This window comes from Nonlabens sp. (assembly GCF_965660805.1).
GTDB lineage: Bacteria > Bacteroidota > Bacteroidia > Flavobacteriales > Flavobacteriaceae > Nonlabens.
The window spans coordinates 1-13,386 of record NZ_CBFIBE010000029.1 but is presented as its reverse complement, the minus strand read 5'-3'; the positions used below and the strand labels follow the sequence as shown (position 1 = coordinate 13,386).

Annotated in this window: 14 protein-coding genes; 7 read left to right on the top strand and 7 right to left on the bottom strand. The window is 36.5% G+C overall.

Translation table 11 applies throughout. The annotated features are described in order from the left end of the window. Positions 1-205 precede the first annotated feature (205 nt). The 3 genes from ACTF48_RS08095 (at position 206) to ACTF48_RS08085 (ending at position 2,351) form a co-directional block, all read left to right on the top strand. Positions 206-979: a prohibitin family protein gene (locus tag ACTF48_RS08095; protein ID WP_438962652.1), complete on the top strand. Its 774-nt coding sequence runs from the start codon at positions 206-208 to the stop codon at positions 977-979. A gap of 122 nt (positions 980-1,101) precedes the next feature. Beyond that, positions 1,102-1,455 (top strand): arsenate reductase family protein, encoded by a 354-nt coding sequence (locus ACTF48_RS08090; protein ID WP_438962651.1) that lies wholly within the window; start codon positions 1,102-1,104, stop codon positions 1,453-1,455. Beyond that, positions 1,455-2,351, top strand: coding sequence for a DMT family transporter (locus ACTF48_RS08085; RefSeq protein ID WP_438962650.1), 897 nt, complete (start codon positions 1,455-1,457; stop codon positions 2,349-2,351). Before ACTF48_RS08090 ends, ACTF48_RS08085 begins: the two co-directional genes overlap by 1 nt. Positions 2,352-2,523: 172 nt before the next feature. On the opposite strand, the gene ACTF48_RS08080 is transcribed toward ACTF48_RS08085, so the two are convergent. The 3 genes from ACTF48_RS08080 to hemH form a co-directional block, all read right to left on the bottom strand. Next, positions 2,524-3,003, bottom strand: a complete 480-nt coding sequence (locus ACTF48_RS08080) for an acyl-CoA thioesterase (RefSeq protein ID WP_438962649.1) — start codon at positions 3,001-3,003, stop codon at positions 2,524-2,526. 95 nt (positions 3,004-3,098) lie between these two features. Then, positions 3,099-4,457: an MATE family efflux transporter gene (locus tag ACTF48_RS08075; RefSeq protein WP_438962648.1), complete on the bottom strand. Its 1,359-nt coding sequence runs from the start codon at positions 4,455-4,457 to the stop codon at positions 3,099-3,101. 230 nt (positions 4,458-4,687) lie between these two features. After that, a complete protein-coding gene (gene hemH / locus ACTF48_RS08070; RefSeq protein ID WP_438962647.1) occupies positions 4,688-5,722 on the bottom strand; it encodes a ferrochelatase in 1,035 nt (344 codons plus the stop codon). A 377-nt stretch (positions 5,723-6,099) separates the two neighbouring features. Here hemH and ACTF48_RS08065 point away from each other — a divergent pair, with 377 nt between their 5' ends. Together ACTF48_RS08065 and ACTF48_RS08060 are read left to right on the top strand one after the other, a co-directional pair. Then, on the top strand, positions 6,100-6,456 hold the full coding sequence (locus ACTF48_RS08065; RefSeq protein ID WP_438962646.1) for a hypothetical protein: 357 nt from the start codon (positions 6,100-6,102) through the stop codon (positions 6,454-6,456). Positions 6,457-6,677: 221 nt separating this feature from the next. Beyond that, positions 6,678-9,083, top strand: a complete 2,406-nt coding sequence (locus tag ACTF48_RS08060; RefSeq protein WP_438962645.1) for a M28 family peptidase — start codon at positions 6,678-6,680, stop codon at positions 9,081-9,083. Between the two features lie 108 nt (positions 9,084-9,191). Here ACTF48_RS08060 and ACTF48_RS08055 read toward each other — a convergent pair whose 3' ends face one another. Then, on the bottom strand, positions 9,192-9,767 hold the full coding sequence (locus ACTF48_RS08055; RefSeq protein ID WP_438962644.1) for a DUF3109 family protein: 576 nt from the start codon (positions 9,765-9,767) through the stop codon (positions 9,192-9,194). A gap of 187 nt (positions 9,768-9,954) precedes the next feature. Between ACTF48_RS08055 and ACTF48_RS08050 the strand changes: the two genes are divergently transcribed. After that, complete coding sequence (locus ACTF48_RS08050; protein ID WP_438962643.1) at positions 9,955-10,557, top strand: MarC family protein; 603 nt, start codon at positions 9,955-9,957, stop codon at positions 10,555-10,557. Beyond that, entirely contained in the window at positions 10,558-10,761 is a 204-nt protein-coding gene (locus ACTF48_RS08045; RefSeq protein WP_438962642.1) for a hypothetical protein, read from the top strand. Between the two features lie 114 nt (positions 10,762-10,875). Here ACTF48_RS08045 and ACTF48_RS08040 read toward each other — a convergent pair whose 3' ends face one another. From ACTF48_RS08040 to ACTF48_RS08030, 3 genes are all read right to left on the bottom strand, one after another. Next, positions 10,876-12,450, bottom strand: a complete 1,575-nt coding sequence (locus tag ACTF48_RS08040) for a S41 family peptidase (protein WP_438962641.1) — start codon at positions 12,448-12,450, stop codon at positions 10,876-10,878. Positions 12,451-12,453: 3 nt separating this feature from the next. Then, positions 12,454-12,879, bottom strand: coding sequence for a deoxycytidylate deaminase (locus ACTF48_RS08035; protein ID WP_438962640.1), 426 nt, complete (start codon positions 12,877-12,879; stop codon positions 12,454-12,456). 67 nt (positions 12,880-12,946) lie between these two features. Next, the coding region (locus ACTF48_RS08030) for a HupE/UreJ family protein (RefSeq protein ID WP_438962639.1) at positions 12,947-13,386 on the bottom strand (440 nt) is incomplete at its 5' end.

Sequence of the window (13,386 nt, the reverse complement as noted above, 5' to 3'; positions counted from 1 at the left end):
TTCTTGTTTATAGCTAAAGGTATACATATCTAAATTCTTATACCACTAAAGGAAAACGTTAAAATGAAAGCTAGAGCTTTAATTTTTTAGACAACTAAGTCTTAAAGTCCTCTTAAGGCCTAAATATTAATAAATAAATAACTAAAAAATAAGTATAAGACTATTAAATTTGAGATTAATACTTTTAATTAATAATAGTAATACTATGAAAAATGTACTCGCCATTGTAGTTTTGTCCTTATTTGTGACGAGCTGCGCCGTAATTAGACCAGGAGAAGCTGGTGTAAAACAAAAATTAGGAAAACTAGATAGTAAGGTAACTACTCAAGGAACTGTTTTCTACAATCCTTTTACCACTAGGGTCATTAAAGAATCTATCCAGACTAATAATTTAAAATTAGCCTTAAGAATCCCAAGTAAAGAAGGTCTAAGTGTGGATTCTGAAATATCCATTCTTTACAGATTACAAGTAGAAAAGCTCCCTACGGTATTAGAGAATATAGGTCCTAATTACAAAGATGTGATGTCTGCAGTATTCAGATCTGCAAGTTCAGATGTATGTTCACAGTTCTTTGCAAAGGATATGCACTCTGGTAAAAGAGCAGATATAGAAGCCGCTATTAAACAAAAGATGGAAGAAACACTAACCCCACAAGGGATCATCATAGAAGCAGTTCTTATGAAGAGTATACGTTTACCACAAGGCTTATCTATTTCTATAGAGCAAAAACTACAGGCAGAACAAGACGCAATGCGCATGGAATTCATTCTTCAACAAGAACGTCTAGAGGCAGAGCGCAAACTAATTGAGGCAAAAGGAACACGTGATGCCCAAAAAATCCTTGCCGAAGGCCTGACACCAGAGATCATAAAAATACGCAGTATAGAAGCTTTCCAGCAGCTATCTAAATCTCCTAACTCTAAGGTAATCATAACCGATGGAAAAACTCCGTACCTCATTAATGGTGCGCAGAATTAATATTTAAAGATTTCATTTTAATGAGCAATCTACTTCGTTAGAATAAGTGTATTTCCCCCTAATTAAAAAAATGCTTTTTATAACGTTATTTATAAAGCCTTTTCCTTTTGTAATTTTGTATTATGAAAAATCTATTCATTTACTTAGAAAGCTGTAATACCTGCCAGCGTATTAAAGGAGAATTAGAGTTAACGGATAATGTAACTTTACAGAATACAAAAGAAGAGCCCATCACAGCTGAGCAATTAGAATTTCTTAAAGAGCAATCTGGTTCTTATGAAAGTCTTTTTAACAGACGTGCCCAACTTTACAGAGGTCGCGGTCTGCACGAAAAAAACTTAACTGAAACTGATTACAAAGAATTATTACTGGATCATTATACTTTTATAAAAAGACCTATCCTTATTTATGAGAATAAAGCATATATAGGGAATAGCAAGAAAGTGGTTGCCGCTGCAAAAGAAGTACTGTCTTAATGAGTAAAAGAACGGTTGCTATCATATGTGGTTTTCTAGTAGCCTTATTTTATGCTTATAATTATACCGCAGCAAAAGAAGTCACTCCTAGCCATATAGGACCTTATGGTTTAACATGGTATAGGGTTCTATTTACAGGTATTATATTTTGGATTCTTGCCACATTTATAGGTCCTAAAGAAAGAGTGCCACTTAAAGAGTTACCTCTCATTGCCCTAGCAGCTTTCTGTGGTGTAGGATTTAATATGCTCACCTTTATGAAAGGGTTATCTCTTACATCACCCATTAGCGCGTCAGTTCTTATGGTCACTACACCTATTATTGTGCTAGTGCTTAGTGCTATCTTTTTAAAAGAGCGTTTATATGCGAGTCGCATATTAGGTATTTTAATAGGTTTTAGTGGAGCCGCACTGCTTATTTTATTATCCAATAATAATTCTAATGAAAATGCCACTAATCCACTTTTAGGTAATTTATTAATGATTGTAAATGCGACTTCTTACTCGTTTTATATCATACTAGCTAAAAGATTAACCACTAAATATCATGTTTTTACTTTAATGAAATGGTTGTATTTCTTTGGAGTGATTTTTATCACACCTTTTGGAATAAGTGAAGGCCTTAATTTTAACGTTAGCTTAGCGAGTACAGTGACATTGCTTCATATAGGATATGTGATCTTGTTTGCAACTTTTGGCACTTATATGTTGAATATTATTGCTATAAGAACTTTAAAACCTAGTGTAGTTGCTGTTTTTGTTTATTTGCAACCGCTATTAACTACATTAATCGCTGTAGGTTTAGGTAAGGACATCATTACACCTTATAAATTACTTGCCGGCGCACTCATTTTTACTGGAGTATTTATAACTAGTATTCCTAAGAAGGCAGGTTAACCTGGTTACTTAACTTTACAATAACAACTTGATTTTAATGGCATAAATACTAACAGCAGCACGTTGCCAGTATAGATAGAGTCTATAAAAGCTTTAATGTAAACCAGTAAATTATACCAAATTGAATTTATAAGCTCTTAAGCTTTATCGCTCAACTTAAAAAACTTAAACACTAAACTACTAAGTCCACAGGTAACTCTCCATGAAGTCTAGTATCTTCTTTACTCAGAGTTTTAAAATCGCTAGACATAGGGAAATGCTTAATTTTTTCATAAAGATCTGGATGTAGCGCTGTTATTTTACGTTCTCTTAAATTCATCCACGCACCAGTCATTAAACCACGAGCTACATTACGCCCTTTATAATCATAAAAGTTATGCCTGAAACTAAAAAGACTACCATCTTCACTCAAACCCGTGACCTCACAGCTCACTGTTATGGGTTTGCCTTGATGAATTTCTTTAAAATAATAAATATGCTCATTAAAAATAACAGGACCCATTTCATACTGCGCCATCTCGCGCTGTCCAAAATCGTTTTCAATTAAAAAAGCCATTCTAGTATGGCTCATAAAATTCTGGTAAGCACTATTTGCCATGTGTCTATTAGCATCTAGATCACTCCATCTCACATCAAATTCTTTAGTAAACATCTTGACTATTTTGTGTAAAGGTATTATAGCGAGCTACAGTATATAGATTCTTTAAGGGAATTTTATAAATACGCTTTCGCGAAAGCGTAGTAACCTTATTCACTACTGCTCTTCAACTTCTTCATCGCTACCCAGAGGTACCATGCAGTAATGATGGTAGAAACCACATCTGCGATTGGGAAACTGATCCATACTCCTAGCTCCCCATAAATTTGAGGTAAAATCAAAATAAGCGGAATCAAAATAAAGCCCATGCGCAATAGTGTGAGCAATAAGGCAGGAATTGCTTTTCCTATCGCTTGATAGTATGCAGCTCCTATGAGTTGGATCGCAATAATAGGCGTGGCTATAAACACCATTTTTAAAGCAAATGATGTCTGGTTAATTACAGCCTCATTATCTGTAAAAACAGTTGCTATTTCTCTAGTAAAAAAGAAAAGTCCTAAAAAAATGAGTAGTCCTAATCCGCAAGCATATTTAATAGAAGTAAAAATAACCTCGCGTACACGAGACCAGTTCTGGGCTCCATAATTATATCCAGCGATAGGTAGAAAACCTTGAGTAATTCCCAGAACAGGAAATAAGGCAAACATCATCATACGACCAATAATCCCAAATACCGAAACACTGTCTTCTCCACCTAATTCAAACAAGACGTTATTCAATATCAAATACAACACACTACTCATGGCTTGCCGTGCCAGCGTCACAAATCCCAGTCCGCCTATTTCTTTTAAAATAGGCCAGTCCAGTATAAAGTGTTTTAAACTACAGAGCAGCTCACTTTTTCCAGAAATAAAAAACCATAAAACATAAAGAAAACACAGGACATAACTTATGGTCGTAGCCCAAGCTGCTCCTTCCATTCCCATGCCTAACTGGTTGATAAAAATATAATCCATCAACAAATTTCCTATGGATGGTATTAACATGGCGATCATGGCGTGTTTAGGAGCACCTTCTGCCCTAATAACATTATTTCCCATCATGCATAATGCAAGAACAGGAACTCCATAAAGTACAATTCTATAATAAATTTTAGCTGGTTCAAAAATGGCTCCTTTACCTCCGAAAGAGTAGACCAAATCATCAATAAACCACAAGCCAAAAATGACGCATAGAATGGTAATTCCTAATGTTATGGAAATTTGATTCCCAAAAGTTCTTTTGGCTTTTTCATAATCATCTGCTCCTAGGGCTCTAGATATAATACTCGATCCACCTATTCCTATAGCCATTCCTAGTGCAGCAATAAAAAATGAAACAGGTAAGACTACATTAATAGCCGCAATAGCAATGGAACCTATCCAGTTACCTACAAAAATGGTATCTACTAGAATATTCAATGACATAACTAAAATCCCTATAGAAGCAGGAACCGCTTGTTTGATTAACAAAGAAGCAATAGGTTGTGTTCCTAAAAGTTGGGATTTAGTAGGTTGGGTAGGGTTCATAAAGTGTAAAAGTAGTGTAGGTTTTTCTTAATTTCACAGTTTAAGAAGATAGATTTGATCCGGTATTCCTAAAAGTAAAATTTAGACTTCAATCAAAAGTGTACTCACCATTTTACATGCTTTTTGGTGAATAGCTCCTATTTAATAAGTAAAAAAGACCTTCATCCCAGAAGGCCTTTTAATTGAAAAATTATTAATAATCTCACTTTCGCAAAAGCATACTCAAAACACTAAGAGGTAACGTGCTCCTGCATAGCCCATTCATCGATCCAGCGTGATAGTACTTTTACCCAATCTGCTCTAGTGTTTAAACAAGGGATCACATGAAACTCTTCTCCATTTACTTCGTGGAAAATCTCCTCGCCTTCCATAGCTATTTCTTCAAGTGTTTCGAGACAATCACTTACAAATGCAGGAGTAACTATCGCCATTTTTTTAGTACCGCCTAGACCCATTTTTTCAATGGTGCGATCTGTATAAGGTGTTAACCATGGATCAAAACCTAATCGCGACTGGAAACTCGTAGAATAAGTTCCATCTTCCATTTCTAGATACTCACCTACCAGTCGTGTCACTTCTTTACACTGGTGACTGTAGCAAAACTCGTGGGCTGGTGATGGCGTCGCACAACACTTGCCGTCCATTTTACAATGACTTTTAGTGATATCACTTTTTCTAATGTGTCTTTTAGGAACTCCATGGTATGAAAATAACAAGTGCTCATATTCTTTACCTTCTAGAGATTCTTTAATAGATTCAGACAGCACACGTATATAATCAGGATGATTATAAAATGGTGGCATAGTTGTAAAAGACATGTGCGGGAAATGTTCCTTGCGCAATTCCTCTGCCAGCACGAGAATAGTCTCTGTAGTAGCCATAGCAAATTGAGGATATAGTGGAATAATTAAGACCTCATCTACACCTTTATCATTCAATTCTTGCAAGCCTTTTTCTATAGACATAGAACCATAACGCATAGCCAGAGCAATAGGCACGCTGGTAAACTCATCTATTTTTTCTTGTAACCGTTCAGAAAGCACGATCAGCGGACTACCTTCTTCCCACCAGATTTTACCATAAGCCTCAGCACTTTTTTTAGGCCTGGTGTTTAACACAATTCCTTTAACAAGTATGGCTCTTAAAATATATGGTAAATCTATAACGCGCTCATCCATTAAGAACTCGTCCAGATATTTTTTAACGTCTTTAGGGTTAGGACTATCTGGCGATCCCAGATTTACCATTAAAACTCCTTTTTTCATAGTTCGACTTTGTGCAAAAATAGAGATTTTATAGTCGGTGAATATGTTAGAAGATTACCAAAATCTTATTATTTAGCTGTTAGTTGTTAGTTGTTAGTTGTTAGTTGTTAGTTGTTAGTTGTTAGTTGTTAGTTGTTAGTTGTTAAATTGAAAATTCCTTTTATAAGTAACAAGAAAAAAAGCCGAATTTATTAAGCGCAATAAAAAGAACGCCGTAGGCGACCCAATAATCCGTAATGGCAAACTTCAGTCTGTCTCAATAAAAATCAAGCAGTAAGTGCAGAATTAATTCAGCCCATAGCTCAAGACTCACAAACACACCAGCTCAAAAACCAACCATTTACAAACATTTAGTACCTTTATCAAAACCTATTGTTATGGCAGCCGTTAAAAAATGCCCAGAATGTAAAGAAGAAATACGCGGTCGTGCAGACAAGCGATTTTGCAGTGATTACTGCCGTAATGTGGCAAACAACAAGCTCAACAGAGATAGTAATGCGCTCATGCGCAACATTAATAACCGCTTGCGTAAAAACTGGCGCATCCTTAACGAGCTCAATCCTAAAGACAAGACTAAAACTACCCACAATAAACTACTCGCAAACGGTTTTGACTTCACCTTATTCACCAGTATTTATACCACTAAAAAAGGAACTGTATATTATTTTGTCTATGATCAAGGCTATTTACCCATGGATGATGAATATTATTTAATTGTGAAAAGAGAGACTTGATTTAGTTCTTAGTCTTTTAGCCTTCAGTCAGCAGTCTAGATTGTAAAAAGATTAAGTACTTAAGAGCTATTGTTAAATCAAAAGATAATCTATTGCTTTACAGTCGCAGTCACAGTGATCAAAACACTTCAAAAAAATTATGCTTAACTTTATAAATAGCGTACTTAACTGAGGCTTAAATTTAAATCTAAAACTCCCACCAACCTCATAAACACCACAAAATGAGATCCTTTAAACCTAAATCCCACCTATCATCGGCATTATCATTTCTAGTAATCATAGCACTAGTATGGTATGTATTTCATAGTCAGACACCATCTGCAGCGGTAAAAGATAATTTGCCAGCGACTCAGTGGTCCACGGCCAGAGCGCTGGAACATGTTAAAACTATGTCTGTAAGCCCACATCACGTAGGTAGTACAGCACATGATGATGTGAGAGATTACGTGATCACCCAACTTGAAAAACTAGGTTTACAAGTCACTACTCAAAAAGGCTATACCATGGATCCATGGGGAAACCTAGCACAGCCTGAGAATATTGTCGCGCGCATGAAAGGTTCTCGAGAAAACGGTAAAGCACTATTACTATTGAGTCATTATGATAGCGATCCGCATTCTAGTAAAGGTGCCAGTGATGCGGCAAGTGGTGTTGCAACCATCATTGAAGGTGTAAGAGCTTTTATAGCTCAAAACAAACAACCTCTTAACGATATTATTATATGTATCACAGATGCTGAAGAACTAGGACTTAACGGTGCAGAGCTTTTTGTAAACGAGCATCCATGGGCTCAGGATGTTGGGATGGTGCTCAACTTTGAAGCACGTGGTAGCGGTGGACCTAGTTATATGCTCGTAGAAACTAATGGTGGTAATCGCAAGATTATAGAAGAATTTTCTAAAGCTGGAGTTCAATATCCAGTGGCAAACTCACTCGCTTACAGCATCTATAAAAAACTACCTAATGATACAGACCTCACTGTTTTTAGAAAAGATGGAGAGATTAATGGTCTCAATTTTGCTTTCATAGGCGATCATTTTGACTACCATACTGAACTGGATAATTACGAGCGAATGGATCGTAATACACTCGCACATCAAGGCGCTTATCTCATGCCGTTGATAAAACATTTTTCAAATATCGATTTAAGCGACGAACTCAAAGTAAAAAAAGGAGATGATCACATTTATTTCCCTTTACCGGTTCTTAAAATGGTTAGTTTCCCATTCAACTGGTTACCTTTCTTAATCATAAGTTCAGGGATTTTATGGGTCCTACTTATTTTTTATGGAATTAAGAAAAAACGCATGAGCTTAGGTCAGATCATGGCAGGATTTGTTCCTTTTTTAGGAGCTATGATTATCGGTTATTTATTAAGCAATTATGGATGGAAAGGATTAGAACATGGTGATTTTTATATAGACCAGCAGCATGGTTTTCCCTATAATGGCTACTGGCTTATTGCTACGGCAGCCATGGCAGCGCTCACACTGTGTTTCTTCTTATATCACAAATTTTATCATAAAGAAAATGTAGCCAGTTTAAGTATGGCGCCGTTATTTTTGCTTTGGATTATTTGCTTGCTTACCGCATTTCCTGTGGGCGATAGCGGCATTATTCCAGATGTCTTTTTACCTGGCGCAGGTTTCTTTTTAGTACCACTCATTGCGGGACTTTTTATGGTATGGCTCAACATTAATAAGCGCAGACCTAGTTATATCCTGCTATTAGTACTCGCTATTCCAGCAATATTTGTCTTTACACCATTCATAAAAGCATTTCCAGTCGCTCTAGGAATGAAGATTCTTTTTGTTGCCGCTATCTTGACCACACTTTTATTTGGTCTTTTAATTCCTATTCTCGGGCATTATCGCAGGAAAGATTTACTAGCATTTATAGGTGTTATCGCAACATTAATTTGTGCAGGATACGCTTTCGCGAAAGCAGAATTCACACCATCACAGCCACAATCTACCAGCTTAGTTTACATACAGAATCAAGATGATCAAACGGCGCAATGGGCCACCTATGATCAAGTACTGACCGACTGGACTCAAGCAAAACTAGGCGACACACCAGCTAAAGCGAGCGAGCTTAACAAAAACACCATCGATTCTAAATATGGAACTGGTTTTAGTTATGCAGCAACTGCACCTTACAAAGAACTTGCTCCAGTCCAAATAGATAAGTTAATAGACAGTTTACACGACGGACTGCGCACGGTAAAGATGCGTATCACAAGTATAAAACCTATTCAACGACTAGAGGTATTTTGCGACACGAGCTACGTGTTTGAAGATGGTTATGTTAATGGTCGCGAGGTTTACAAAGCACGAGTTTCTAAAAAGGCCTTACCTAACCGCTGGGGAAACAGGCTTATAAGCTACTACGTGACTAATAATGAGCCGCTAGACTTACAACTTACTTTTAAAGAAGATATCGAGCCAGAATTTCAGTTCTATGCAGCATCATTTGACTTATTAAAAACTAAAGCACTGGATGTAAAAGCACGACCACTGAACCAAATGAGTATGCCGTTTGTACTCAATGATGCCGTGCTTAGAAAACGACATTATAAACTTGTTAAAACAGCTGCAGTAACAGACTCAATTTCTACAAATGAATAATATTAATTTATCATTTTAAAACCGGTTACTCGTGAAGTTATGACAAGTGGATGAGTTTATCGGTTTTATTGAGACTTTTAAGTATCTATAGGAAGAATATGTTTTAAACTACTCTTTTGAAGAAAAATTTTGAGCAATTTCTTCTAATTCTTCATACCAAGCGATTCCGAATTTACGGATGAGCGACTCTTTTAAAAATTTATATACTGGAACACCTAGCTCTTTACCGAGTGTGCAGGCGTCATCACAAATTTGCCATTTGTGATAGTTTACTGCTTTAAAATCAGTGTATTCTTGTATGCGCACTGGATATAAATGACAAGAAATAGGCTTATAAAATGAAGTAGCTCCATCACGATAAGCTGCCTCTATACCACAAAGTGCCGTACCATCTTCTTTAAAAGTGGTATAAGCACACTCTGCGCCATCTACTAACGGTGTTTCTAACTCGCCATTTTCTCGCTCGATCCAGGTACCTTGTTCCTCTATGGAAGCAATTCCCTCGGGACGTAAATAAGGCTTTATTTTTTCATATTCTCGATCTAGAATATCCAATTCCTTTTGTTCCAGCGGCGCTCCTGCCTCTCCAGCGACACAACAAACTCCTTTACATGCCGTGAGATTACAAACAAAATCTTTTTCGAGTAAATCGTCTGACACAATGGTTTTTCCTAGCTGAAACATATATAAATAAATTGAATCGCAAAGATAACATGATGCGGTTTCATTTAAAGAATCACAGTTATACTTTCCATAAGAACACTGGTGCCAAAAAAAGTGCAAAACACTATTTCCTTAATGATTATTTAACCTTACTACAGCGCTGTTAAACTTCTAAATAGCAGTACTTTTGCGCCCTCAAAATTTTAAGATGGACTATAGCTTTTTAGTGAATTTTTTTACTGCGTTTAACTTTAAAGAGTTTTTTACAGCAACCATGATCTTGTTTGCTGTTATAGATATTATAGGTAGTGTTCCTATTATCATAGACCTGCGTCGCAAAGTAGGCCATGTACAAAGTGAAAAAGCGAGTGTAGTTGCTGGAATTTTAATGATTGTTTTTCTTTTTGTGGGAGAACGCATGTTGAATCTTATAGGGATAGATGTAAACTCATTTGCCGTTGCAGGTGCTTTTATCATATTCTTTATTGCTCTAGAAATGATATTAGGTGTACAACTTTATAAAGATGAGGCTCCTGAGACTGCTGCAATAATCCCTATTGCATTCCCATTAATTGCAGGCGCAGGAACTTTAACTTCGGTTCTTTCTTTAAGATCTGAGTATGCCGTTATTAATATTATAGCGGCTATAGTTGTTAACATCGTTTTTGTTTACTTAGTTCTTAAAAATTCTGGCTACATTGAAAAACTGATAGGAAAACAGGGAATTAATGTGGTGCGTAAAATTTTTGGGGTTATCTTGCTAGCTATTGCCGTAAAGCTATTTACTTCTAACATAAAAGAACTTTTTTAAATGAGAATAGTAGTCTATATAATCATGGTACTTGCGCTAGCTAGCATCATTTTTAACGCCACTAAATTAGATTTTCAGAATCTGTTTGCTGGAGACAGTCAGATCGCATTAATAAGTATTATAGCATCTCTATGCGTTCTTATTCTTATGCTTATTATGAGGATTTCTTATAAAATTAAGGAAAAGGAAGAGGAAAGAAATTAGTTCAAAAGCATAAGGCTTGAAAAGGATTTGAGTCCTTTACAAGTATGATACGCTTTAGGATTTATAATATCTTGTTATAAATCGTTTCATTTTTCACTTAGTTGAAGATGGATATTATTTATTCAACTCTAGCACTTTTTTGATCATACGATCTTGCTCGTTCAGAATCTTAATCTTAGCTTCAGTATTAAAAAGCTGCTCTGCCATTGATGATTTTAATATGGCCGAAACCTCATCTCTATAACCTGGTAGGGATATACTGGTGTTATAGAATTGCGCATACTCGATAAAATCTTCCATGACTAACTCAGGAACGCTATAAAACTGCATAAAATCCTGTTGAGACATTTCCCGTAAATTGATTCCGTCATGCTGTAAATAACGGCTCGTAAACTGATCTGCAAATCCTGATCGTGCAAAATACTCTAAGGTTTGTAGAACATACCCATCAGCACTAGGGATAAATACATCTGGGATAATTCCACCACCGCCATAAACCACTTTACCACCTGGAGTAGTTCTCTTTAAGGAATCATTTACCTCTATGTTTGCTGCGTTTTCTAATTCACCATTATTAAAACGCTCTATATATTCATTAAAGTAATCTTCATTACCGTTATCATAAGGTCGCTGGATACTACGACCAGTAGGCGTGTAATATCTAGAAACGGTTAATCTTACCGCGCTACCATCGCCTAAAGTTATTTCTTGCTGCACTAAGCCTTTACCAAAACTACGTCTTCCTACAATAGTTCCTATATCATTATCTTGTAATGCTCCAGCTACCACCTCGCTAGCGCTAGCGCTATTTTCATTAATTAAAATATAAACTGGTTTATTTTCAAAATCACCATCACTGGTTGCATAAGAATCTTTGCGATCATTATTACGATCTTTTTGAAACAAGATCAGTTTTTTGCGCGGTAGAAACTCGTCAGCCATAGCGATGGCGCCACTTAATACACCACCAGGATTATCTCTTAAGTCTACAGTCAGTGCGGTTGCACCTTGCTCCACTAATTTATCTATGGCATCATTAAACTCTTCTTCAGTAGACTCTGCAAAACGATTAACCTTTATATATCCTAGGTTATCATTGAGCATATATGAAGCCTCTACACTATTTAAGGGTACATTCCCGCGCACTACAGTTATATGGTGCACCTCTTCATCTCCTGGTCTTAAAACACCTAGAGTTACTCTCGTTCCTTCTTCACCCTTAAGTATATCTGAGCTGACTCCATCTATCCCAAAAAGCGGTTTACCATCAGCATATAAAATCCTATCACCACCTTTTATTCCAGCTTTTTTACTAGGACCACCTTCCAGTACATGAAGGACTGAAATCGTATCCTGATTTACAAAAAATCTAATTCCGATACCTACAAAATCACCACGCATCTGGTCTGAGACCGTTTCCATTTCCTCATTAGAAATGTAAACAGAGTGTGGATCTAGGTTAGATAAAATATCATTTACAGCCACATCTACTATACTATCTGTATTTACCTCATCTACATAGCGCTGTTCTATAATGTCTATGAGTTTATTGAGTTTACGCTTTTTTGCGTTACTACTCATTAAAAGACCATCACCAGTATGACCACTATGCATTACATACCCTAAGCCCATACCTATAGCTATAGCAATACCTAAAAAAAGTGGGTAATATACCTGTGATTTACTCATAAATTAAAGTTGGCTGATCTGTTCTACCTGAACGCCTGCTTTTTGCAAAAATTGCAAACCGCTGTCATCCTTATATCCTTCTACATAGACGACACGTTTTATACCACTTTGATGAATAAGCTTGCTACAGTCCTTACATGGCGACATGGTTATGTATAAGGTAGCTCCGGCACATGACTGTGTAGATCCAGCTACTTTAAGAATAGCATTTGCCTCTGCATGCAGCACGTACCATTTTGTATAACCTTCATCATCCTCGCAATAATTCTCAAAACCACTAGGTGTACCATTATAACCATCGCTTATAATCATGCGATCCTTTACCATAATAGCACCTACTTGACGCCTTTTACAATGGGATAATTTTGCCCACTCAGCAGCCATTTTAAGATAGGCTAGGTCGTATTTGTTTTGTTTTTGATCTTTCAATAGTTTTCTCTTTTATGAATGATTTTCTATACGCTTTCGCGAAAGCGAACTCACATGAACCTAGTTGCTAGAAAATCCATCTAGCTATAAGCATAGGGATTACCATTCCCAGTATAATTCCTGACGTTACTTGAATCCAGTCTTTTTTACTGAAACGGAATATTCCAGTAAACACGAAGTTAAGCACTAAAACCCCTAAAACAATAACTAACTGAGCGCCCTCGATACCGAGTGCATAAGAAATGAGTAATAGAAACTCATTATCTGTTCCCGCAGCGAGCATAGTGTAAGCGCTTGAAAAGGCAAATCCATGAATGAGCCCAAAGAAAAGCGAGATCCCTATACCTATCCATGCCGCATTATCCCTATGTCTATTTCCTGCGGTAAAAATATTAAACAGTGCCGTCACCGCTATGGTTACAGGAACTAAAAACTCTATGTAAGCACTTGAAAAACTAACCTTTGCAAAGGCGACTAACATTAAAGAAAGAGTATGCCCTATGGTAA

What these genes read in the sequence shown, in the direction of transcription:
- ACTF48_RS08090 (WP_438962651.1), top strand. Translation starts at nt 1,102, where the DNA reads ATGAAAAATCTATTCATTTACTTAGAAAGCTGTAATACCTGCCAGCGT.
- ACTF48_RS08060 (WP_438962645.1), top strand. Translation starts at nt 6,678, where the DNA reads ATGAGATCCTTTAAACCTAAATCCCACCTATCATCGGCATTATCATTT.
- ACTF48_RS08065 (WP_438962646.1), top strand. Translation starts at nt 6,100, where the DNA reads ATGGCAGCCGTTAAAAAATGCCCAGAATGTAAAGAAGAAATACGCGGT.
- ACTF48_RS08045 (WP_438962642.1), top strand. Translation starts at nt 10,558, where the DNA reads ATGAGAATAGTAGTCTATATAATCATGGTACTTGCGCTAGCTAGCATC.
- ACTF48_RS08095 (WP_438962652.1), top strand. Translation starts at nt 206, where the DNA reads ATGAAAAATGTACTCGCCATTGTAGTTTTGTCCTTATTTGTGACGAGC.
- ACTF48_RS08085 (WP_438962650.1), top strand. Translation starts at nt 1,455, where the DNA reads ATGAGTAAAAGAACGGTTGCTATCATATGTGGTTTTCTAGTAGCCTTA.
- ACTF48_RS08040 (WP_438962641.1), bottom strand. Translation starts at nt 12,450, where the DNA reads ATGAGTAAATCACAGGTATATTACCCACTTTTTTTAGGTATTGCTATA.
- ACTF48_RS08050 (WP_438962643.1), top strand. Translation starts at nt 9,955, where the DNA reads ATGGACTATAGCTTTTTAGTGAATTTTTTTACTGCGTTTAACTTTAAA.
- ACTF48_RS08075 (WP_438962648.1), bottom strand. Translation starts at nt 4,457, where the DNA reads ATGAACCCTACCCAACCTACTAAATCCCAACTTTTAGGAACACAACCT.
- ACTF48_RS08055 (WP_438962644.1), bottom strand. Translation starts at nt 9,767, where the DNA reads ATGTTTCAGCTAGGAAAAACCATTGTGTCAGACGATTTACTCGAAAAA.
- hemH (WP_438962647.1), bottom strand. Translation starts at nt 5,722, where the DNA reads ATGAAAAAAGGAGTTTTAATGGTAAATCTGGGATCGCCAGATAGTCCT.
- ACTF48_RS08080 (WP_438962649.1), bottom strand. Translation starts at nt 3,003, where the DNA reads ATGTTTACTAAAGAATTTGATGTGAGATGGAGTGATCTAGATGCTAAT.